The organism is Ectopseudomonas composti (assembly GCF_900115475.1).
Lineage (GTDB): Bacteria > Pseudomonadota > Gammaproteobacteria > Pseudomonadales > Pseudomonadaceae > Aquipseudomonas > Aquipseudomonas composti.
The window spans coordinates 397,486-420,208 of the sequence record NZ_FOWP01000004.1 but is presented as its reverse complement, the minus strand read 5'-3'; the positions used below and the strand labels follow the sequence as shown (position 1 = coordinate 420,208).

General features: G+C 63.1%; 19 protein-coding genes and 1 pseudogene. 10 read left to right on the top strand and 10 right to left on the bottom strand.

From position 1 onward, the window contains the following. The first annotated feature begins 13 nt into the window (after window positions 1-13). Entirely contained in the window at window positions 14-769 is a 756-nt protein-coding gene (locus BM059_RS10405) for an SDR family NAD(P)-dependent oxidoreductase (protein ID WP_074938451.1), read from the top strand. 66 nt (window positions 770-835) lie between these two features. Here the strand turns inward: BM059_RS10405 and BM059_RS10400 are convergent, their stop codons facing one another. Beyond that, a complete protein-coding gene (locus tag BM059_RS10400; RefSeq protein ID WP_074938449.1) occupies window positions 836-1,723 on the bottom strand; it encodes a LysR family transcriptional regulator in 888 nt (295 codons plus the stop codon). Between the two features lie 94 nt (window positions 1,724-1,817). Between BM059_RS10400 and BM059_RS10395 the strand changes: the two genes are divergently transcribed. Further along, window positions 1,818-2,594, top strand: coding sequence for an SDR family NAD(P)-dependent oxidoreductase (locus BM059_RS10395; RefSeq protein WP_037003343.1), 777 nt, complete (start codon window positions 1,818-1,820; stop codon window positions 2,592-2,594). Further along, window positions 2,591-3,288, top strand: a pseudogene (locus BM059_RS10390) (SDR family NAD(P)-dependent oxidoreductase). Before BM059_RS10395 ends, BM059_RS10390 begins: the two are co-directional and overlap by 4 nt. Here BM059_RS10390 and BM059_RS10385 read toward each other — a convergent pair. Further along, entirely contained in the window at window positions 3,282-4,031 is a 750-nt protein-coding gene (locus BM059_RS10385; protein WP_074938447.1) for a substrate-binding periplasmic protein, read from the bottom strand. The pseudogene BM059_RS10390 and the gene BM059_RS10385 sit on opposite strands and share 7 nt — an antisense overlap. Window positions 4,032-4,194: 163 nt before the next feature. On the opposite strand from BM059_RS10385, the gene BM059_RS10380 reads away from it, so the two are divergent. Continuing rightward, a complete protein-coding gene (locus BM059_RS10380) occupies window positions 4,195-4,647 on the top strand; it encodes a MerR family transcriptional regulator (RefSeq protein WP_074938445.1) in 453 nt (150 codons plus the stop codon). 79 nt (window positions 4,648-4,726) lie between these two features. Here the strand turns inward: BM059_RS10380 and BM059_RS10375 are convergent, their stop codons facing one another. From BM059_RS10375 to BM059_RS10365, 3 genes are all read right to left on the bottom strand, one after another. Beyond that, on the bottom strand, window positions 4,727-5,728 hold the full coding sequence (locus tag BM059_RS10375; RefSeq protein WP_074938444.1) for an NADP-dependent oxidoreductase: 1,002 nt from the start codon (window positions 5,726-5,728) through the stop codon (window positions 4,727-4,729). A 78-nt stretch (window positions 5,729-5,806) separates the two neighbouring features. After that, window positions 5,807-7,114 carry a DUF1329 domain-containing protein gene (locus BM059_RS10370; RefSeq protein ID WP_083413260.1) on the bottom strand — a complete coding sequence of 436 codons (1,308 nt, stop codon included), beginning with the start codon at window positions 7,112-7,114 and terminating at the stop codon, window positions 5,807-5,809. A gap of 16 nt (window positions 7,115-7,130) precedes the next feature. Further along, window positions 7,131-7,427, bottom strand: a complete 297-nt coding sequence (locus BM059_RS10365) for a hypothetical protein (RefSeq protein WP_037003338.1) — start codon at window positions 7,425-7,427, stop codon at window positions 7,131-7,133. Between the two features lie 138 nt (window positions 7,428-7,565). Here BM059_RS10365 and BM059_RS10360 point away from each other — a divergent pair, with 138 nt between their 5' ends. The 6 genes from BM059_RS10360 to BM059_RS10340 all read left to right on the top strand — a co-directional run bounded on the left by BM059_RS10360 (window position 7,566) and on the right by BM059_RS10340 (window position 17,109). After that, window positions 7,566-8,075, top strand: coding sequence for a winged helix-turn-helix transcriptional regulator (locus tag BM059_RS10360; RefSeq protein WP_074938442.1), 510 nt, complete (start codon window positions 7,566-7,568; stop codon window positions 8,073-8,075). 117 nt (window positions 8,076-8,192) lie between these two features. Next, the gene (locus BM059_RS10355) at window positions 8,193-9,428 is read left to right on the top strand and encodes an NADH:flavin oxidoreductase/NADH oxidase family protein (RefSeq protein ID WP_074938440.1); all 1,236 of its coding nucleotides are present in this window, start codon (window positions 8,193-8,195) and stop codon (window positions 9,426-9,428) included. 202 nt (window positions 9,429-9,630) lie between these two features. Next, on the top strand, window positions 9,631-9,804 hold the full coding sequence (locus BM059_RS25380) for a hypothetical protein (RefSeq protein ID WP_167364565.1): 174 nt from the start codon (window positions 9,631-9,633) through the stop codon (window positions 9,802-9,804). A gap of 202 nt (window positions 9,805-10,006) precedes the next feature. After that, window positions 10,007-11,707 carry a two-component system response regulator gene (locus tag BM059_RS10350; protein ID WP_074938438.1) on the top strand — a complete coding sequence of 567 codons (1,701 nt, stop codon included), beginning with the start codon at window positions 10,007-10,009 and terminating at the stop codon, window positions 11,705-11,707. Between the two features lie 55 nt (window positions 11,708-11,762). Next, window positions 11,763-16,175, top strand: a complete 4,413-nt coding sequence (locus tag BM059_RS10345; RefSeq protein ID WP_083413262.1) for a CHASE domain-containing protein — start codon at window positions 11,763-11,765, stop codon at window positions 16,173-16,175. A gap of 1 nt (window position 16,176) precedes the next feature. Continuing rightward, window positions 16,177-17,109 carry a diguanylate cyclase gene (locus BM059_RS10340; RefSeq protein WP_074938434.1) on the top strand — a complete coding sequence of 311 codons (933 nt, stop codon included), beginning with the start codon at window positions 16,177-16,179 and terminating at the stop codon, window positions 17,107-17,109. Between the two features lie 8 nt (window positions 17,110-17,117). On the opposite strand, the gene BM059_RS10335 is transcribed toward BM059_RS10340, so the two are convergent. The 5 genes from BM059_RS10335 to BM059_RS10315 all read right to left on the bottom strand — a co-directional run bounded on the left by BM059_RS10335 (window position 17,118) and on the right by BM059_RS10315 (window position 22,628). Then, entirely contained in the window at window positions 17,118-19,151 is a 2,034-nt protein-coding gene (locus BM059_RS10335) for a pyridoxamine 5'-phosphate oxidase family protein (RefSeq protein ID WP_074938432.1), read from the bottom strand. A 53-nt stretch (window positions 19,152-19,204) separates the two neighbouring features. Then, window positions 19,205-19,831 (bottom strand): glutathione S-transferase family protein, encoded by a 627-nt coding sequence (locus BM059_RS10330; RefSeq protein WP_074938430.1) that lies wholly within the window; start codon window positions 19,829-19,831, stop codon window positions 19,205-19,207. Between the two features lie 302 nt (window positions 19,832-20,133). Next, complete coding sequence (locus tag BM059_RS10325) at window positions 20,134-21,024, bottom strand: LysR family transcriptional regulator (RefSeq protein WP_074938429.1); 891 nt, start codon at window positions 21,022-21,024, stop codon at window positions 20,134-20,136. Beyond that, window positions 21,021-21,944: a LysR family transcriptional regulator gene (locus BM059_RS10320; RefSeq protein WP_074938427.1), complete on the bottom strand. Its 924-nt coding sequence runs from the start codon at window positions 21,942-21,944 to the stop codon at window positions 21,021-21,023. The genes BM059_RS10325 and BM059_RS10320 overlap by 4 nt, the downstream gene beginning before the upstream one ends. A gap of 63 nt (window positions 21,945-22,007) precedes the next feature. Beyond that, window positions 22,008-22,628, bottom strand: a complete 621-nt coding sequence (locus BM059_RS10315; RefSeq protein WP_074938425.1) for a LysE family translocator — start codon at window positions 22,626-22,628, stop codon at window positions 22,008-22,010. Between the last annotated feature and the right edge of the window lie 95 nt (window positions 22,629-22,723).

Sequence of the window (22,723 nt, the reverse complement as noted above, 5' to 3'; positions counted from 1 at the left end):
AGAGGTTTTTACCATGACCAAGATCGCCATCGTAACTGGCTCCAGCCGTGGCCTCGGCCGTAATACCGCCCTGAATATTGCTCGCCAGGGTAGCGATGTCGTCGTCACCTATCACAGCCAGGCCGATGCCGCGCTGGCGGTGGTCGCCGAAGTCGAAGCACTGGGGCGAAAGGCCGTTGCACTGCAACTCGATGCCGGCAACGTCACCACCTTCCCTGCCTTCGTGGAGCGTCTGCGCCAGGCGCTACGCGACACCTGGCAACGCGACAGTTTCGATCATCTGGTCAACAACGCCGGGCACGGGGACATGGCGTCGATTGCCGAGACCTCCGAGGCGCAGTTCGATGCACTGGTGAACGTGCACTTCAAAGGGGTGTTCTTCCTCACCCAGGCGCTGCTGCCGTTGATGGCCGATGGCGGTCGTATCGTCAACATTTCTTCGGGGCTGACGCGCATCTCCTATCCGGGCTTTGCGGCCTACTCGGCAGTCAAAGGGGCGGTGGAAGTGCTCAGCGTCTACCTGGCCAAGGAGCTGGGCAGCCGCGGCATTGCGGTCAACACCGTGGCGCCCGGCGCGATCGAGACGGACTTTCTCGGCGGTGCCGTGCGCGACCTGCCGGATCTGAACAAGGTGTTCGCGGACATGACGACGCTGGGTCGGGTGGGCGTACCAGGCGATATCGGCCCGATGATCGCCAGCCTGCTCGGTGAAGAGAATCGCTGGATCAACGCCCAGCGCATCGAGGTATCCGGCGGACAGACCATCTGACCGCCAGGCAACACGCCCCATGCCCCGGCAAGTGTTCGTATCGCTGCGCTCACTTGCCTGTTGCATCTAGCCCCGAGGCGGCTGCGCCTTCATCCCCTCCCGTATCCGCTCAAGGTAGCGCCGAGCCCCCAAGCCAAGCGGCCGGCCACTGTTCCAGACGATATCGACCCAGAGCCGCAACTGGCTGGCCATGTTGTCGAACTTCACTTCCTGCAAACTGCCCGAGGCAATCAGCGTAGCGACCAGGGGTACGGGCAGGTACGCCCAGCCGAGCCCTGCCTGCACCAGATTCAAGGTGGCCAGGTGGCTGTCGGTGAGCCACACCCGATGCGAGAGGATCACCTGTGGATCAGTCGCCGAAGGCGAACCTGCGGCGACGACGATCTGCCGTGCATCGTTCATCCTCCGCTCATCCAGCTCCTTCAGGTAATCCGGCGCGGCCACCGCCACCAGCAACTGACTGCCAGCCTCGAGAAAGTGTTCGCGCTCATCGATGCCGGGGCGCTCGAACACCAGCGCCAGGTGAGCACTGCCCTCGTGTATCAGGCGCACGGCCTCGGCCTGTGACGCGGAACGCACCTCGATCTCCAGCAAGGGGAATTCCTCCGCCAGGTCGACTAGCGGCTGGCTCCACATGCCGGTCTGCAGCTCCGGGGCCATGGCGATGATCAGGCGCCGTTCCAGGCCCTGATGCAGTTGCAGCGCCTGGGCATCGAGCCTGTTGAGCTGGCTGACAACCTGGCGCGCCTGTGGCTCCAAGGCCAACGCTGCCTCGGTGGGTAGCGCCTTGCGCGTGCTGCGATCAAACAACTCCAGGTCCAGTTCCGCCTCGAGCTGGGCAATCACCATACTCACGGCCGAAGGCACACGGCCCAGCCGGCGAGCAGCGGCGGAAAACGAGCCCGCATCGAGTACGGCGAGAAAAACGCGCAGGGTTTCGCTGGTGAACACCATGGCTATTGTCAGTTTTCCTGATAACAATCGTCTTTGTTTATCAGATAAACCAACCTAACTTCCACTCATCTGCAACAGCAAGAGGAACGACGTCATGGCTCAGAGTTGGAAAGATCAGGTCGCGCTGGTCAGCGGCGCAGGCAGCGAACACGGCATCGGCATGGCCATCGCCAGGCGTCTGGGCGCGGCCGGGGCGAAGCTGATCGTCACGGCCAGCAGCGCACGCATCGAACAGCGCGTCACCGAGCTGCGCGCCGCAGGCTACGAAGCAGAGGGCAAAGCGGTCGACCTCACCGATGAAGCGGGTGTGCAGGCGTTCGCCGCTTGGGCCGAAGGGCTGTGGGGACGTGTCGACATCCTGGTCAACAATGCCGGCATGGCCATGCAGGGCAGCCCCGAGCCATTCGCGGAGGTCTCCAGCATGAGTCTGGAGGTGTGGAACCTTTCGCTGGCCCGCAACCTGACCAGCGCTTTCCTTCTGACGCGAGCACTGCTTCCAGGCATGCAGGCACGCGCTCACGGCAGGGTCATTCATATCGGCTCCACCACCGGCACGCGCGGCGGCAATCCTGGCGAAGCGGCCTACAGCGCCGCCAAGGCGGGCATGGTGGGCTTGAACATGGGGCTGGCACTGGAAGTCGCCCGTCACGGCATCACGGTCAACACCGTAGCACCTGGCTGGATCGCCACCGGCTCGAGTACGCCGCAAGAGCAGCGCGCAGCTGCCTATGTTCCGGTAGGCCGCGCAGGACGCCCCGAGGAAGTCGCCTCTGCCGTCGCCTTCCTTGCCTCACCTGAAGCCAGCTATATCACCGGCGAAACCCTGGTGGTCGATGGTGGCAACTGCCTGATCGAGAACAAGGCGCCATGAAGTCGAAATCAACAGTGAACCCTGTGGTACTGATCACCGGCGCGGCCGGTGGTGTAGGCAGTGCGCTGGTCGCACGTTTTCTGGCCGGCGGCTGGCAGCGGACATACGTACCGCTGCGGCCTGCAATGCGGTGGTATCGGCGGCGGTGGAAATGGCCGGGCAGCTCGACGCTGTGATCAATGCAGCCGGTGTGTGGCGCGAAGGGCCGGTGGAATATTTCAGCGAGGAGGATTTCGACCTGGTACTGGGCGTCAACCTCAAGGCCAGCTTCTTCATCTGCGCGGCGGCTATCCCGCACTTGCGTAAAACGCGAGGCGCCATCGTCAATATCTCCAGCGATGCCGGGCGCCAGGGCAATCCGAATGCAGCCGCCTATTGCGCCAGCAAGGGCGGCCTCACCCTACTGACCAAGGCGCTGGCTCTGGACTTGGCGCCCTACGGCGTGCGCTGCAATGCGGTCTCGCCCGGCGATATCGAGACGCCCATGCTCAAGTTCCAGGCCGAGCGCTACGGCAATGGCGACCCGGACGCCTACTATCGGGAACTGCTGACGAAATACCCGCAGGGCGAACAGGCGCGCTTCATCCAGCCGGAGGAAGTGGCGGAGCTGGCGTTCTTCCTCTGCCAGCCCGGAGCCCGCTCGATCACCGGGGCCGACATGGCAATCGACCTGGGTGTTTCAGCAGGTCACTGATCGTCCCGCCGTTCGTAGCGGCGCTGGATGCGCGCCAGCTCACCTGTGCGCCGTAGCTGAGCCAGGGCCGCAGCCCAGGCGGCAACCAGCGCATCGTCGCAATCATGGCTGAAGGCGATATACAACGAGGAACGGTACAGCTCGATGGGCACTCGCCGGAGGGTGCCCGGGGCGATGTCCAGCTGGCGGCTGTAGTAGGCCACGCCTGCATCGGTATCGCCGATGATCACCTCGGTACGTCCGGCCAGGAGCATGCGATAGAGCTGATGGCTCTCGGCCGCACTCTTGTCGAGATTCCTGAACCCCAACGACTCGAGCATTTTCGGCACCAGGCCGGCATGTCGCGTGGTGATGTGCGGCGCGTGCATCAGTTGTTCCAGAGAGGTGATCGGCGCGGTCGTGCCGGACAACTGATAAGGATGGATGGACTCCTCCATGATCGGCCCGACCCACTTGTACAGCGGCTCACGCTCAGGCGTACGAAACATCGAATACATGATGGTTCTGGGACGGTTCTGCAGCGCATACGTGGCGCGCATGGTCGGCAACAGGGCGATGTCGAAGTCGTCCCCGGTAAGCGCCATGATGGCTCGCACGACCTCCGTCGACATACCAGTGAGCTGGCCGTTTTCCTCATAGTTGTAGGGCGCCCACTCTTCCGTGACGATCTGATAGGTCTCTGCTCTGGCCATGGCGCCAGACAACGAGCACAGCAGCACTAGAAAGAGTATCGAAGGCTTCACGCATCCTGCCCGGCGATTCCAAGGTTCAGGCAATCATAGCCGCTGTCGTCTGCATCGCACTGATGATCCTGTGAGGGCAATGCAGCAATTGCACACGCCAAGACGAAGGTTAAAGTGTCGCTTCAATCTATGGCTCAGCCTTCACCACAGAGGCGCAATCGGCATGAAAATCGGCGAACTGGCACAGCGCAGCGGCCTGGCGGCCTCGCGCATTCGCTTCTATGAAAGCATCGGCCTGCTCAAGCTGGTAGAGCGCCAGGCCAATGGCTATCGCAGCTACCCGGAACAAGCCGTGATGGTGCTCAACCTGATCACCACGGCCCAGCAGGCCGGCTTCAGCCTGGAAGAGCTGCGCACCCTGCTGCCACAGGACCTGTCGCAATGGCAGCACGGCAAACTGCTCGACACCCTGCACACCAAGGTGCGAGACATCGAAGCACTGGAGCAGCGCCTGGCGCAGAGCAAGACGCACCTGCTGGCGCTGATCGACGAGATCGAAAGCAAACCGGACGATATCGATTGCGCCACCAACGCCAAGCGGGTGCTGTCGAAGATGAACCTGGGCGAGCCGAGCGAGCCACTCAAACGCACCGGCAAAACCAGCAATCGCGCTTAGGGCTGCCCTTCGTAGGGTGCGCCGCGCGCACCGCTTCCGTTAGTGAATGGCCAGGAGGCGGCTCCAGCCGGCATCAGGCTTATAGCACCCTGACCACCACCTTACCCTTAGCCCGACCGCTGTCGACGTAGGCCAACGCCTCGTCGGTGGCCTCGAACGAAAAGATCTTGTCGATTACCGGACGGATGACGCCGCTGTCGATCAGCTCAGTCAACGTGGCCAACTGCTCGCCACTGCCACGCATGAACAGAAAGGCATAGCTGACCTGGCGCTGTGCAGCCCGCTTGCGAATCTTGCGACTGAGCAGCCCCACGATCAGTTGCAAAAGTTTTGGCATGCCGGCGTTCCTGGCGAACTCGGGGTCAGGCGGGCCGGACAGTGTGATCAGCTGGCCTCCGGGCCTGAGCACGCTCACGGACTGTGCCAACTCCTCGTCGCCCAGGCTATGCAACACCAAATCGTAGTCACGTAGCGTCTTGGAGAAATCGTCCTTCTTGTAATCGATGACGAGATCCGCGCCGAGGCTTTTCACCAGCGCGACATTGGTGCTGCTGGTGGTGGTCGCAACATAGGCGCCCAGGTGCTTGGCCAGCTGGATCGCCAGCGTGCCGACACCGCCAGAGCCAGCATGTATGAAGACTTTCTGCCCTTTGCGCAGTTGGCCTGTCTCCAACAGCGCCTGCCATGCGGTCAGGCCGACCAGAGGAATCGAGGCAGCCTCCTCCATGCTCAAGCTGACCGGCTTCAAGGCGAGGTTGGATTCGGCCACCGCGATGAATTCGGCGAAGGTGCCGATGCGACGGGTATCGGTGCGGGCGTATACCTCATCACCCGGCTTGAAACGCTGAACCTTGGCGCCAACCCGCGTCACCACACCCGCAAAGTCGTTGCCCAGCACCAACGGCAGGCGCAGCGGCAGGATCCGCTTGAGCGCGCCGCTGCGAATTTTCAGATCCAATGGATTGATACTGGCCGCGTGAATCTGCACCAGCACGTCCTGCTCACCCAGCGTCGGCTCCGGCACGTCGACCAGCCGCAGGGGTTCCTGCTTTGAATAACGTTCGATGACAAAGGCTTTCATTGAAATCACCTGGGTTCATTGCATGAACGGTGGCGCAGAACAGCGCCACCGAGTGATCGGACGCGGCCGCAACCGCGTTCAGCGAATCCCTTGGGCCCTGAGCGCGGCCGGCATGAACTCCGATTTGCTCGCCTTGAAACCGAAAGTAATGGGCTGCGCACTGTTGTAGGTCAAGCCGAACACCAGGTAGCGACCGTTGCTGAAATCATAGATCGCCTCCCCCGCGTACCAGGGCGTGTCGGCGTAGTCGTACTGCACGTGGAAACCCTCAGAGAACCGCCACAGCACGCCACGGCTGTCGTAATGCTCAGCCAGGGCGATCTGCCAGGTGTCCTCGTCGACATAGAACACACGCTTGGCGTAGATGTGGCGCATGCCCGGCTTGAGGGTACCGACCACCTTCCATACGCGATGCTTCTCGTAGCGCAGGTAGTTCGGGTTGAGGTGGCCCTTCTCGATCAGCTTGTCTGAGGTCAGGTCGCGGCTGGTCAGGCGATAGTTGTTGTAGGGGATGTAGATTTCCTGCTTGCCTTCGAGCTTCCAGTCGTAGCGATCCGGCGAGCCGGTGTACATATCGTAGTTGTCGGACGTACGCAAACCATCGGCAGCGGTGCCGGGCCCGTCATAAGCAACCTGCGGGGCGCGCCGCACACGACGCTGCCCGGCGTTGTAGAGCCAGGCAAGACGCGGCTCCTTGACCTGATCGATGGTCTCTTGCACCAGCAGGATGTTGCCGGCCAGGCGCGCCGGCGCGGTCACCTTCTGTGTCGAGAAGATCATGATGTTGGCATCGCTGACCGGGTCGAAGCCGCTCAGATTTTCTGGCCAGGCCGCACGATCCTCGAGCTGAACCTCGCTGAAGGAACCGCTCGGCTGGGTGATCACTTGGGTATGGGTACGCAGCAGACTGCCGCCGCGATAGCGCATGAAGTGGTTCCACAGCACCTCCACCCCGCTCTTGGGATGAATGAAGGGGTAATACCCCTGGTAATCGAGCACACCGTTACCACCCGCGACCAACCTGGCCGTGCCTGCATTCTTTTGCGCGGCTGCGTATACGTACTCGGGATACTTGGCGGTGCGCCGGGTCTCGTAGACATTCAGGCGATAGCCATCCGGATTGCGGCGCAATTGTTCGATCTGCCCGGGGGTAAGGCTGTCGCGGTAGGCCTCGAGGTTGCTGGCATCGATGGAGAACTTCACCGGGTCGTCGGCGAAGGGATCGACGAACTGCTTGCCGATGTCGCTCCAGATCAGGCTACGGCTGAAGCCACCTGTCCAGGCCGGAATGGACTCGTCGGCATTAGCGGCCGCCTCTGCACCCAGCGGCGTGAACTCCTCTGCTAAAGCGAGATTGGCAGTGACAGCTATGGCAGCCAGCAGCATCGATGTCGCGATGAACTTAGTCATGAGCCTGCCCTGCCTGCGCCAGTTTCTTCTCGACCAGATCCAACCCTCGACGAGCCTGACTGGAGCCCAGCGTTTGCGCCTGGAGGAACCAGCTGTGGGCGTACTCCAGCGCCGACACCGCCTGGCCTTCGTCACTGGCGCTGGCCAGGTGGCAATTACCGGCAGCGACCGCGAGATCCGCCGTGATCAGGCGGTCTTCCAGTTCATTGGTGAGGCAGTTGCCATGGGGTTCGGCCTGTGCAGTGGCGACGAAGAGAAAAGCCGTTGCAGTCAGGAGCTGCTTGATCATGGGATAGACCTCGATAGGATGCTTGTCGATAGGTTCTATTACAGAACCTTGTGACGAGAAATTAGGTGCTATCATGAAACCTGTCAACCGCTTTCTTGTCGGCGACAGCAAACCGCTCACCCATTCGGAGACCTGCACGTGGAACGAGTTACCTTCGAGGACCGCAACTGTTCGGTGGCCCGCTCGGTGGATGTACTGGGCGACTGGTGGAACCTGCTGATCATCCGCGAGCTGCTCTGGGGTACGAGCAAGTTCGATGAATTCCAGCGCAACCTGGAGATTTCCAAGGGCATCCTGTCCAAGCGCCTGAAGCTGCTGCAGGACTACGGCATCGTCGTGAAGAACGCCGTTGGCAGCGGCACCGAATACGCCCTGACCGAGAAAGGTCAGGCCCTGCACGTGATCATCATCGCCATGATGCAGTGGGGGGATAAGTGGAACCCGCTGGCCGAAGGTGCCCCGCTGCTTCCGGTCAACCGCAAGACCAAAGCACCGCTGGCCCCGATTCAACTGACCGACATCAACGGCACGTCGCTGGCGCTGGAAGACCTCGGCCTGTTCGCCGGGCCCGGCGCGGATGAGGTGACGCGTGAGCGCCTGGACAGGCTGCGCCAGACCGCTCAGCAGAAGGCCATGACAGGCCACTGAGCGCCGACCACATGCCAAGGACCAGGGGCGACGTTGTCGATGGCCTTCACTAGCGCCATTGACATTAAAGTAAACTTTAAGGTTATGGTCAGCTCATCTTCAGCCGAGGAGGCGCCCATGAATCTGTTCGATGCCCTTGCCCTGCCCAACGGTTCCACCGTGCCCAATCGCATCGCCAAAGCGGCGATGGAAGAGAACATGGCCGATGCCGACCACGCCCCTTCCGAACACCTGATACGGCTCTACCAGGCCTGGGCCGAAGGTGGCGCGGGCCTGCTGATCAGCGGCAACGTGATGGTCGACAGCCGCGCCATGACAGGGCCCGGCGGCGTGGTGCTGGAAGATGACGCGCAGTTGGCCCGATTCGCGCGCTGGGCCCGTGTCGGCCGGGCCAAGGGTGCGCAGTTCTGGCTGCAGATCAATCACCCCGGCCGGCAGATGCAAGCCAACCTGGGCCAGCCAACCTGGGCACCTTCGGCCGTAGCGTTGGAACTGGGTAACCTGTCCAAGCGTTTCGCCACACCGCAGGAAATGACCCCGGCGGTGATTGAGGAGGTAATCGAGCGCTTCACCCGCACCGCGCGTCTGGCTGAGCAGGCTGGCTTTACCGGGGTGGAAATCCACGCCGCGCATGGCTACCTGCTCAGCCAGTTCCTCTCACCGCTGAGCAATCAGCGCACGGATCAGTGGGGCGGCTCGCTGGAAAATCGCGCGCGCCTGCTGCTGGAGATCGTCAAAGCCTTGCGCACCGTGGTCTCGCCAGGCTTCGCCGTGGCGGTCAAACTCAACTCGGCGGACTTTCAGCGTGGCGGCTTCAGCGCCGAGGACGCCCAGCAGGTGGTACGCCTGCTCGACGGACTGGGGGTGGATCTGGTCGAGCTCTCCGGCGGCAGCTACGAGGCGCCGGCCATGCAGGGCCAAGCTCGCGACGGCCGTACCCTGGCGCGCGAAGCCTACTTTCTGGAGTTCGCCCGCGAGATTCGCGCCGTGGCGAGCATGCCGGTCATGGTCACCGGCGGCATTCGCCGCGCACCGGTGGCGCAAGAAGTGCTGGCCAGCGGTATCGAGATGGTCGGCATCGGCACCGCTTTGGCCATCGAGCCGAACCTGCCGCGCGACTGGCAACTCGGCCTCGGCAGCGCCCCCCAGCTGCCGCCGATCACCTGGAACAACAAGGTGCTGGCCTCGCTGGCGAACATGGCGGTGGTGAAGTATCAGCTGCACAAGCTCAGCCAAGGTCGGGATAGTCAGCCCGGCGTCTCCCCCTTGTGGGCGCTGGTGACGCAGCAGGTGAAAGACCTCTTGCGCACTCGCCAATATCGTCGCTGGATGGCGCAGCGCACAGCACGTTAAGCATCCCTCCGATCTCAAGGTTCGGCAATCTGCAGGCGGGCCAATGGCACCCGCTGCCAAGCCCGGAGACAACCGAAACACCGTTTCGCTCGTTGCGCTGATGCAACAGTCCTTTGCCCAAACCCCGGTTTAATTAGCTTGCTAACGAGGCGTATAAACGAGGTGCGACATATCGCCGCATTCGCATTTCGAGGAGACAGGCATGAACGTGATCGTGCATGAGCGTGACAACGAACATCTTTCCCGTGAAGCCCGCGCCATGGGGATCGTGGTCTGGGACGTGATTCAGAATGGCGAGCTGGTTGGCATCTTCCCGTCCCAGGACGAAGCCGATGCTTACCGCCAGACGCTGGAAGAAGCACAACCACAAGGATGAGCACAGGCTGTAGCCGTTTCCTGCGAAACGGCTACAGCTTGCGACGAGGTCGCCTGTGCCCCAAGCGGTATCCGAGGCAACCGCAGAACCGGCGCCAGCGCCATCTTTCGATGATTTGGCACAAAGGTAATCGAGACGGCCGCAACCCTGGCGCAGCTGGGCTAATCTCACCTCCGGGAAAGGGGATTTCCGGAGTGCCGTGATGCATGAAAACCGATTCGACCCCACGCCTGTGGTTCTGATCGTCGACGATCAACCCACTGACGTCAGGATCTTGCAGGAGGCTGTTGGCGAACTGGCACAGGTTCACACCGCCAACGACGGTCGCATGGCGCTGGAAGTGGCGCGTTTCTGCAGGCCGGACGTGGTGCTGCTGGACATCGAGATGCCAGGCATGAGCGGCTTCGAGCTGTGCCGCTTGATCAAGGCCGATGCCAAGCTGTGCGATGCCGCCATCCTTTTCGTGAGCGCCCACACGCAGACAGACAACGAAATCCAGGCGCTGGATCAAGGCGGCATCGACTTCATTCAAAAGCCGCTGAGCATTCCGGTGGCCCGCGCCCATGTCCGGGCACACCTCAATCTACGTGCCGAGGCCAAACGCCTGGCCTACTTCGATGCGCTGACCGGCTTGCCTAACCGTATGCTACTGCGTGACCGGGCCGAACAGATGTTGCAGAAGGCCAGGCGCAACGACGCCAGCCTCGCCCTGCTGCTGCTCGACCTGGACAACTTCAAGGGTATCAACGACTCCCTGGGGCACTCGGTCGGCGACCTGATTCTCAAGGAGGTAGGCCGGCGCCTAAGCGATACGTCACGCGAGGTGGACACCGTCAGCCGCCAAGGCGGCGACGAATTCGTGATCCTGGTGACCGATGTAAAGCGCTCCGAAACCATCAGTGATTACGTCGAACGCCTGCTACAGATCATCGCCTTGCCCATGAACATCGCCGGCAATCGCTACGATGTCACCGCCTGTGTCGGCATCAGCGTATTCCCCGTCGACGGCACGGACCTCGAGGCCCTCTATCGTCAGGCCGATGCGGCGATGTACCAGGCCAAGCAGGAAGGCCGTAATCGCTACCGCTTCTTCTCTCACAGCATCGAAAGCCAGGCCCGTGCCCGCCACCTGTTGGAGAGCCATATGCGCAGCGCCCTGGAGTCGGGCGTATTCGAGGTGTTCTACCAATTGCGCTTCGACGTCCGTCACGAACGTAGCTGTGGCATGGAGGCACTGATCCGCTGGCGCCGCGATGAGGGCGAGTTGATCTCGCCAGCGGCATTCATCCCGCTGGCCGAGGAAACCGGGTTGATCGTGCCGATCGGTAAGCAGGTGCTGCACAAAGCCTGCAGCGACGCCAAGAAACTGCTCGATATGGGCCAGAGTCTTTGTGTGGGCGTCAATATCTCGATGGTGCAATTTCGCGAAGAATCCTTCCTCGACATGATCAAGATGGTGCTCCGCGACACGGGGCTACCGCCCGAGCTACTCGAACTGGAAATCACCGAAGGCGTGCTCGCACGCGACGTCGAGCAGGCACGTCGGCTGCTGGAAGCCTTGAAAGAAATGGGCGTACGCATTGCCATCGACGATTTCGGCACCGGCTATTCGAGCCTTTCCTACCTCAAGAAGTTGCCCATCGACGTGTTGAAGATCGATCAGAGCTTCGTCCGTGACATGCTCACTGACCACAGTGACGCGGCCATCATCGAAGCCATCGTGCGCATGGGCCAGGCCCTGGGTCTGGAGCTGGTGGCCGAAGGAGTGGAAAGCGAAGAGCAGTCACGCCAGTTGTTGGCCCTCGGCTGCGAGTTGATGCAAGGTTTCCACTACTGCCGCCCCATGCCGTTCGAGCAGTTGTGCGTCTGCATGGGTCTGACAACTGCCTGCGAGCGTCAGTGAGCCAAAGGAAACCATCACCGTGCGGCTGATCGTCCTGCTCACCCTCACGGCCGGTATGGCCGCCACCGCACTGGTTACCGGTGTGTTGCAGCAAAGCAACCAGAAAAAGGTGACCGACGCCCTGATCGAGGCCACCGAGCGGGCCGCAGACGCCGTGACCAAACGCATAGAGCTCTACCAGTACGGCCTGCGCGGCGCACGCGGCGCAGTGCTGGCGAGTGGCGAACACGGCATCACCCGCGAGGGCTTTCGCAACTACAGCAAGACGCGCGACGTCGACCGCGAATTCCCGGGCGCGCGTGGCTTCGGTTTCATACGTCGAGTGCCGTCGCAGCAACAGGACAGCTTCCTCGCCCTCGCCCGTGCTGACGGTATGCCGGACTTCCAGATTCGCCAACTGGCCCCCCATGACGGCGAGCGTTTCGTCATCCAGTACATCGAACCCGTGGAGACCAACCGTCAGGCCGTAGGGCTCGACATCGCCTCGGAGCGCAACCGCCGCAGCGCAGCCATGGCGGCCATGGCCAGCGGTGAAGTACGTATCAGTGGGCCGATCACCCTGGTTCAGGCCACTGGCAGCCCGCTGCAGTCCTTCCTCATCCTCCTACCCATCTATAGAGACGCGGTCACGCCCGGTACCTTAGAGGCGCGTATGTCTCAGGGCATCGGCTGGAGCTACGCCCCCTTGCTCACAGAGGAGGTTCTGCAGGGCCTGACCCTCGACCGGGAAGGCCTGCACATGCTACTGAGCGACATCACCGATGCCGATCAGCCGCAGGATTTCTTCGGCCAGCACTCCGACGCGCAGCTCGCGGAGGAAGTCGCCAGCCACACGCTCACACGAGAGGTGTACGGGCGACGCTGGCAGATCGAGCTACATGCGCAGGATGAGTTCATCAATCAGCTGAACCTGGTTTCACCGCAAATGGCGGCACTGACCGGCACCCTGCTCAGCCTCCTGCTGGCAGCGCTGATGAACGTGATTCTGGTCAACCGTCAGCGTCATCGGCAAATCCTCGGCGAGCAAGCACGCTCGGCGGCCATCGTGGAAAGTTCGAGCGATGGCATCATCGGCCAGGATCTCGACGGTAGAGTGCTGAGCTGGAACCGTGGCGCCGAGCGCATCTTTGGCTACAGCGCGGCGGAAATGCTGGGCCAAAAACTGCTAGGGCTGACCGTTCCCGAGCACTTGGGTCACGAAGAACGGAAGTCGTTGCAGTACATCGCCGCGCACCGCGAGGTGGATAACTTCGACACTCAGCGTCGTCGCAAGGATGGCCATCTGGTCGACGTCTCCGTCTCGATCTCACCGCTTCTCGACGATACCGGTACCCTGATCGGCCTGTCGAAGACCGTGCGCGACATTTCTGCACAAAAGATCGCCGAAACCCGCATTCTCGAACTCAATGCCAGCCTCGAAGAGCAAGTCAGCGAACGCACCCAGGAACTGCGCAAGCTCAATCTGCTGCTCAACAACGTGCTGCAGTCAGCATCCGAGGTTTCCATCATCGCCACCGACCTCGACGGCGTCATCCGCGTGTTCAACCGCGGCGCCGAACGCCTGCTGGGCTATGACGCGGAAGAAGTGGTCGGCCTGCAGACACCGGCAATCTTTCACCTGCCCGAAGAGGTTCAGGCGCGTAGCGAGGAGCTCAGTCAGGAGTACGCTCAGCCGATCACCGGCTTCCGCGTGTTCGTGCACAAGTCGGAGCTGGAGCAAGCAGAAAGCCGTGAATGGACCTATGTACGCAAGGATGGCTCACTGCGTTCGGTGACCCTGCTGGTCACCGCCATGCGCGATGGGGGTGGGAATCTCGCCGGCTACCTCGGTATCGCACTGGATCTGTCCAAGGAAGTGCGGTTGCGCCGCGAAGCGCTGGCCGCCCATGACCAGGTGTCGATGGCGGCACGGGTCGCGGAACTGGGTATCTGGTCATGGACACCGGCAGACAATCGCCTGCATTGGAATGAGCGGATGTTCGAGCTCTACGACTATCCACTCGAGTTGCGTGAACAGGGGCTGGAGTACCGCCTTTGGCGTGATCGTATTCACCCTGACGATCGGCCGGCCACCGAGGCGAATCTAAGCGAGGTGATGGCCGGCAAGGCGACCTTCGACCGCGTCTTTCGTATCGTCAGGCCCGATGGACAGGTGCTCTTCATCCAGCCTGGAGCCCATGTCGAGCGCGACCTTCAGGGTACGCCGGTGAAGATCACCGGGATCAACCGCGACATCACCGCACAGCTGCAGCTCGAAGCCGGCCTGCGCCATGCCAAGGAACAAGCTGATGCCGCTAGCGCTGCCAAAAGCGCCTTCCTGGCCAACATGAGCCATGAAATCCGCACGCCGATGAATGCGGTGCTGGGCATGCTGCAGCTGGTACAGGCCACCGAACTCAATGCACGTCAGCTCGACTACGTGCTCAAGGCACAAAGCGCCGCACACTCCCTGCTGGGTCTGCTCAACGACATCCTCGACTACTCGAAGATCGAGGCCGGTAAACTGCAGCTGGACCTGCACGACTTCGAACTGGAACCCATGCTGCGTGACCTGGCGGTTGTACTGGCGGGCAACCAGGGCGACAAGGACATCGAGGTCATGTTCGACGTCGATACCGCCCTGCCCGCCGTGCTGCAGGGCGATAGCCTGCGTCTGCAGCAGGTGCTGATCAACCTGGCCGGCAATGCCCTCAAGTTCACCCACGGCGGCCAGGTGGTGGTCAGCCTGCACCAGTTGCAGCGCACGGCCGAGCAGGTCAGGCTGCGCGTCGCCGTGAGCGACACCGGCATTGGTATCAGCGAGCACCAGTTGCAACGCATCTTCGACGGTTTCACCCAGGCGGAAGCCTCCACCACGCGCCGTTATGGCGGCACCGGGCTCGGCCTGGTGATCTGCAAGCGCCTGGTGGAATTGATGGGCGGCACCCTGAGCGTGGAAAGCCAGCTCGGTGCCGGCAGCCGCTTCTGGTTCGATATCGAGCTGGGCGCGCGCGATGGCGCCGAACCACTGGTACACACACGCGACGAACCAGAGCACCTGCGGCTGCTGATCGTCGACGACAACCTGCTCGCGCGGCAATTGCTGCAACAGACCATCCTCGACCTGGGCTGGCATGCCGATACCGCCGAAAGCGGCGGCGACGCCCTGCTGCGCGTGCAGCAGGGGCAGCAGGGGCAGCAACCGTATGACATCGTCCTGCTGGACTGGCGCATGCCAGGAATGAACGGCCTGGAGGTCGCACAACGGATACGCGAGAGCGCCACGCCGCATCGACCGCCGCCGACGGTGATCATGATCACCGCCCACGGCCGCGAAGTGTTGGCCGATCGCTACGGCGAAGCCGACGCACCGTTCGCCGGCTTCCTCACCAAACCGGTCACGCCACGGCAACTGGTCGCCTGCATTCTCCAGGCCCGTCATGTTCACAGCGGTGAAGCGCCAGTGCCGGGCTACAAACTGGGGCAGCGCCTGCAGGGCTTGCGCCTGCTGGTGGTCGAGGACAACGCACTCAACCGTCAGGTGGCACGCGAACTGCTGGCAGGCGAAGGCGCCGACGTCAGCCTGGCCGAAGGCGGCCTGGAAGGCGTCAAACTGGCGCAAACCACGCAGCCACCCTTCGACGCCATTCTGATGGACATCCAGATGCCGGATATTGACGGCCTGGAAGCCACACGACGCCTTCGTCAGCACCCCGCGCACAAGACGCAACCGATCATCGCCATGACCGCCAACGCCTCCCATGCCGACCGCGAACAGTGCCTGGCGGCCGGTATGAACGATCATGTCAGTAAGCCGATCGACATCGAGAAGCTGGTGGCGGTGATTCGCCAATGGTGCGGCCTGGAAAGCACACAACCCAGCACTACGGTGGTGGACCAACCGATCGAGGATCAAACGGCCATCCTCAAGCGATTCGGCGGTAACCTGGCGCTGCTGCGCTCGATGCTTGAGGTCTTTCCAGCCGATCTGCATCAGCAACTGGATCAATTGCAACGGCATCGGCAAAACGGCGACACCGCTGCCATGCTCAGAAGCCTACACAGCCTCAAGGGCAGTTCCGGAACCATCGGCGCCAGGCAGCTCTCGGTGCGCTTCGCCGACTTGGAAAAACGAGTCGCCGAGCATGCAGGGCCGTTTATTGAGGACGCCGCCTGGCTGGATGCAGTGCGTCAGCAACTGGATGACAGTTGCGAGCGGCTGAGGGCGATGTTCGCCACCACCACGACGCCGCAGACCGTTCCTTCCGCAGTTGCCGACCTGCAGTGGACGCCCGCCCTGCAAGCGCTTAACGTGCAACTGCAAGAGGGCAACCTGGGCGCCCTCGAATCGGTGCAGAACCTGTCTACGCAGGTACCGGACGCCCTACGCGGTGACTTCGAGGCCATCCATCAGGCGGTTGATGCATTAGACTTCCAGCGCGCGCAGCACTTGCTTCATGCATTACGCCAATCGCTAGAAGGGGATTGATTTGGAGCGACTGAAACCCTACCTGCACCAACGCCCGAAACTGCTGATCGTCGACGATCAGCCACTGAATATCCGTTTGTTGCACGAGTTGTTTCGCAGCGATTGCGACGTGTACATGGCCAGCAGTGGCGAGCAGGCGCTGGCGATGAGCCGTGACCTTGCGCCGGACCTGATCCTGCTTGACGTGATCATGGCGGACATGGATGGCCATGAAGTCTGCAAACGCCTGAAGGCCACAGCAGAGACCAGCCAGATCCCGGTGATCTTCGTCACCGGCAAGGATCACGAGGACGACGAAACCATCGGTTTCGAACTGGGTGCGGTGGATTACATTCGCAAGCCGTTTCATTCGGTGGTGGTGCGCGCCCGGGTGATGAATCACCTCAAACTCAAACTGCAGAGTGACGTGCTGCGCGAGATGGCCATGCTCGATGGCCTGACCGGCATCCCCAACCGGCGCAGTTTCGACGAGCGCTTCGAGTCGATCAGGGCTCATGCCCTGCGCGAACAGCGTCCGCTGTCACTGCTGATGATCGACGTCGATTACTTCAAGAAGTACAACGACCACTACGGCCATCTGCGTGGCGACCAGTGCCTGCGCGATGTCGCCCAAGCCCTGAATGACAACGTACGCCGCCCTCACGACCTGGTCGGACGTTTCGGCGGCGAAGAATTCGCGGTACTGCTGCCGGACACCGACGAAACCGGCGCCCTGACCGTAGCCGAGCAACTGCAGATGGCGATTGCTCAGCTCGATATCGAACACCGTGCCTCCGACGTAGCTGACAGGGTCAGCCTGTCGATCGGCGCCGCGACCCGCCTGCCGACTTCGACGGCCAGCCTGGAGCAGCATCTGCACTGGGCCGACGAACAGCTCTACCGCGCCAAGAGCGAAGGTCGCAATCGTACCTGCATCCAGAGTTATGGGGCCTGAAGCCGGGTCTACAGATCCAGCTGCAACGGCTCACCCTCAGCCGGCACCGCGCAGCAGATCAGCACGCCATCGCCTTCCGGCATCTCGGCGGGCGGGTTCGGATAATGCACCTGGCCGCTGACCAGACGCGTCTTGCAGGTGCCGCAGGAACCGCCACGGCAACTGAACTCAGGCGCCAGCCCGCGACTCTCGGCCAGCTCCAGCAGGCTGCCAGCATCCGGCGTCCAGCGCGCCTCCTTCGCCGAGTTAGTGAAGTACACCGGCACCGGCCCGCTCGCCGCCGGCGGCTGCACCAGGGTCACGCTCTGGCCATCGGTGCGACGCGTCAGTGTCGAGGGGCCGAACGCCTCGGCATGAATACGCGCGTCGGCGACGTTCAGATCACGCAGGCCGTCATAGATCGCCTGGGTAAAGGCGGCCGGGCCACACAGGTAGAAGTCATAGTCGTCGAACGACAGCGCCGCCTTGATCTGCGCCAGCCCGATGCGCCCGCGCTGCTCGTAGTCGCGCCCGAGCACTGCGTCTTGCTCCGGTGCACTGAGGGCACGGTGAACCTGCAACAGGCCATCGGCACCTTGCATCAGCTCGCGCAGCTCGGCCTGGAATGGCAGGTCAGCGAGCGTCCGTGCGCCCTGGAAGAAGTGGATACGCCTGCCCTGCCCCAGCGCCACCTGCTCGCGCAGCATCGACAGCAACGGCGTGATGCCGACACCAGCACCGACCAGCACCAGCGGCCGGTGGGTGTCGCTGTTCAGGGTGAAGCTGCCCAGCGGCGCACGGACGTCCAGCAAATCACCCACCTGCACCTGTTCGTGCAGGTACCGCGAGACCACGCCCTGCGCCTTGACGCTGATGCGCAGTTGGCCATCCGACGGCGCACTGGACAGGCTGTAGGTGCGCAGCAGGGTGTCGCCCGTGGCGGTGGTGATGCGAATCGGCAGGTGCTGACCGGCTGCAAAGTGCGGTGCGGCTCCCTGCTCCGGTGCCAGCACGAACGAGCGGATATCGGTGCTTTCCTGCTGCTGGTGCTGCACGCGCCAGCGCTGCCACTGGTTGCGCTGTTCACGTTCGCGCAGTCGCGCATCGGTTTCTGCCCAGGTGCCGGTCATCAGGCTGGTCGGTGCATATTCCTCGAAGGCCCAACGCAGCGAGGTCGCCGCCGGGCGCAGCACCGCTTGTTCGACGTCGAAGGTCCACAGCCGCTCGGCGCCTTCGAAGGCCTTGATCAGTGGGCTATCGAGAATGATCTCGGCGCGGCCAGCCAGTTGCAGCACATCGCCCGTGGCGAAGTCGACGAACAGCAGGCCGGCGCGCGGATTGACGCGGAGATTGCCCAAGGTATTGAAGAACAGGTTGCCGGCGTAGTCGGGAATGGTCAGGCGATTGCCCTCCACCCGCACGAAGCCGGCGCGCCCGCCACGGTGCGAGACGTCCACCGAGCGGCGGCCATCGTCATGCTCGACGTAACTGGCGACGAAGAAGGTGTCGGCGCTGCGGATCATCTCGGCGCTGCGTGCATCCAGCTCGCTCGCTTCAATGCGCTCGACGCCGCGCTCGGGTACGCGGCGGTACTGACGCAGCTGGATGTACTGCGGACAGTTACCGAAGGACTGCTCCACGGTGATGTCCAGACGCTGCGCCGAGGCCTGGAGGATATGCCCATTGATGCGATTGCGCCGCCGCGTATGCAGCTCTATGCCGAGCAGGCCAACAGCCTCGCCGCTGCCCAGGCCGGGGGTGGCCGGATCGAGCGGGTCGAGCGCCATGGCAGCCAGATCGAAGGATAGCTGGCGTGGATCGGGCGAGGTGACGAAACCTTCCTCACCTTCGAGCAAGGTGGCCCAGGGCTGGCCGGAACCGTCCACGGCAGCGGCGATCATGAAGGGCAGTTGCTGATAGAACTCGCGATGCTGATCCGGCATGTAGTCACGGATCACCTTCTGCCCGATCACTTCCATGCGTTCTGCGACGCCGGCCTTTTCCTGCAGTTGCTTTTCACCGGCATGCCAGGGCGAGTGCCGATGACTGGGAAGCTGTTGCATGTTCTGCACTCCACGAAAGCGGCCGCCGGGCGATCCCAGCGGCGGTCAGCGACTCAGGCTTGCAGGCCGGCTGCGGTACGCGGCATCGGCACGAACCCCGGCAATGCCTCGACGCGTGCCAGCCAGGCGCGGATGTTCGGATAGGGCTCCAGCGAGACGTTGCCCTCCGGCGCATGGGCGATGTAGGAGTAGTTGGCGACGTCGGCGATGCTCGGCTTGTCACCGGTGAGGAACGGGGTTTCGCCCAGCTCGCCTTCCATCACGGTGAACAACGCATGGGCGCGGTTGATCACTTCTTCGGTATTGAACGAGGCGCCGAACACAGTGACCAGACGCGCAGCAGCGGGGCCGAAGGCAACCAGCCCAGCAGCCACGGACAACCAGCGCTGCACGCGGGCGGCGGCAGCCGGCTCCTGCGGCAGCCAGTCGTCATTGCCGTAGCGCTTGGCCAGGTAGACGAGGATGGCGTTGGAGTCGCTGACGATGGTGCCGCCATCATCGATCACCGGCACCTGGCCGAAGGGGTTGAGGGCCAGGAACTCTGGGGTCTTGTGCTCGCCCTTGGCCAGGTCGACGAAGATCAGCTCGGTGGGCAATTGCAGCAGCGACAGCATCAGCTCGGCGCGGTGGGCGTGGCCGGAGCGTGGGAAGTTGTACAACTTGATGGCGGGACGGGACATGGCGATGATTCCTTTGAGGTTGGCTTAGAGCCTGCTCACGATCTGCTGCGCGTCGGCGCTACTGCGTTAAAAACAAGCTGGAGCGCCAGCCCGGTCGGAATGCTCATTTACCACTCGTAAACTGCGCTTCCTCTCCTGTTTTTGCCTTGTATCGCTCTAGCTCGCGAGATCGTGAACAGACTCTGGGAACACCGCGAGACGACTTGCCTTCGCGACGATGGGGCCATGTTCACCCCATCCAATCTCGATAAGAATCACCATAAAGGACAATCCACTATTTCACTTTCTGCAATTCACTTCCCTCATGCCTGAAACGCCGGATGGGCCCGCAGGCGCGGCACGGCAAAATCGAGGAAGCTGCGCACCCGTGCCGCGGCCCGGCGCCCTTCGCGGTAATACAGTTGTACCGGCACGGGCGCTGCGGCGAAGTTTTCCAGTACCGCCTGCAACTGCCCGCTCTGCAACTCCTGATAAGCCTCGTAGCTCAGGCAGCGGGTCAGGCCGAAACCGGCGAGCGCAGCACGAATGGATGCCTGCGGTGTGCTGCAGGTCAGACGCGGCGCGAGCTTCACCGCACCGTCCGCAAAACGCCATTCCCCTGCATAACCAGTCGAAGAGCGAGTGATGGTGCGATGTGCATGCAAGGCCTGCGGGTTGGCTGGCCAGCCCCAGCGCTGCAGATAGGAAGGCGCCGCGCACACCAGCGGCCGTGCCCATCCCAACGGCACGGCGAAACCGGACGAACTGGGCAGATGGCCGACCACCACGGCCAGGTCGATGCCCTCCTCCAGCAATCTGGGCGGCTCTTCGCGCGTCAGAGTGGCCAGGCTCACCTCGGGAAATACCGCCAGGTAGTCGACCGCGATGGGCGTCAGCACCTGATGCGTCATCAGTAAAGGCAGGGCCAGGGTCAGCTGTCCGGCGGGGCTGGCGTGCAGACCGGTCACGGAACGCTCGGCGTCCTCCACCCGCTGCAGGATGCGCTGACAACTCTCGGCGAACGTTGCCCCCGCCGCGCTCAGGCTGACGCCACGTGGCCCGCGCAGCAGCAAGGTGCTGTCCAGACGGCTCTCCAGCGCGGCCACGGTGCGCATCACCGTGGCCTGCGACAGCTGCAAGCGTCTGGAAGCGGCCGCCAGGCTGCCCGCCTGGGCCACGGCGAGAAACACCTGCATCTCGCGGTGAGGGCTCATGAAACGGGCGCTGTACCGGCCGCACGCAGCGCCGGGTCCGCGCGAAAACTGGCAGCGCAGTGGTCGACGAAGGTGCGCACCTTGGCCGACACCTGGCGACCGCCCTGATGAATGATGTGCACCGGTAAGGCTGGCGGTTCGAAGGCCTCGAGCACCAGTTCGATCTCGCCACGGGCCACTGCAGCTGCAACCTGGTAGGACAGCACGCGGGTATAGCCCCAGCCCAGGCGCGCCACGCTGATTGCCGCCTGGTTGGAGCTGACGGTGAAGCGAGGCTGCGGCATGAAGCCGAACGGGCCATCGGCGCCGACGAATTGCCAATGCGACAGCAGGGTGCTGGCGCTGGACATGACGATAGGGGCGTCGCGCAATTCATCCGGATGGCGCGGGCGCCCGACGCGATCGAGAAAGGCGGGCGAGGCGCACACCACCGGGCGGATCTGCCCGACCTGCAACGCCGGGTGATCCCCCTCAGGCAACGAGCCGATGCGCACGGCCACGTCGATGCCCTCCTCCATCATGTTCACCACGCGGTCGACCAGCAGCGCATTGACCTCCACGTCCGGGTGGGTGTCGAGGTACTGGGCGATGCGTGGAATCAGGAACAACTCGCCGAACATCACCGGCGCCGTCACCGTGAGCCGGCCGCGTGGCCGCACACTGCCGCCGGCGGCCAGTTCCTCGGCCTCCTCCAGCTCCAGCAGGATGCGCCGACAGTCCTCGACATAACGCTGGCCAGCCTCGGTCAGGCGCAGGCTGCGCGTGCTACGGGCCAGCAGCAGCGTGCCCAGGCGCGCCTCCAACGCAGCAACGGCGCGAGTTACGCTGGGCGGCGAAATGCCCAGCAGCTTGGCGCCGCCGGCGAAGCTCTCGGCCTCGGTCACCGCCAGCAGCACCCTCATTTCCTGAAACCGATCCATCGTCACCGCCTGGTTTTCTGTTGCACCGACGCAGCGTACCTCATGACGAGGCCACGTCCGGAATCAGCGCCGGCTCAAAGCCAGGCGCGCGGCGAAGAGGACGAAGATCAGCCCGGTGCTGCGATCCATCCACTTGATCACCACCGCACGCCGCAGCCAGTGGCCAAGCGGCTGAGTGGCGCCGATCAGCAGCAGTGCCCAGACCAGGCTGAGCGCCACATGGATGCCCACCAGGCCGAATGTCCAGGTAATCAGCGGCTGCCCCTGCGGGATGAACTGCGGCAGGAAAGACACGTAGAAAATCCCCACCTTGGGGTTGAGCACGTTACCCAGCAGGCCACGTAGGAACCAGTTGGCGCCAGGTTTGCCGCTCGCCTGCGCGGGCGCCAGCGAGGTACGCGGGCGCAGCAGCATGTTCAGCCCGAGCCAGGCCAGATAGGCCGCGCCGCAATACTTGAGCAGGTTGTAGCCGAATTCGGAAACCGCCAGCAGCGCACCGAGGCCGAAGGCCACCGCCGCGCCCCACAGCAGGCAGCCTGCATTGATGCCCAGCGCGGCGCGAAACGCCTGTTGCCGACCCTCAACCGCAGCGGTACGCAACACCAGCGCCGTGTCGATCCCAGGCGTCAGGGTCAACAGCGTGGCGGCAAGAGTGAAGGCGATTAGGTTTTCGGCAAAGGGCATCGGCAGGCGCTCCGTCCACAGGGCAGAGCGCGAGTATAAACAGGGCACCGCTCAAACCGTAGGGTGCGCCGCGCGCACCGCCAACCACCGGGAAA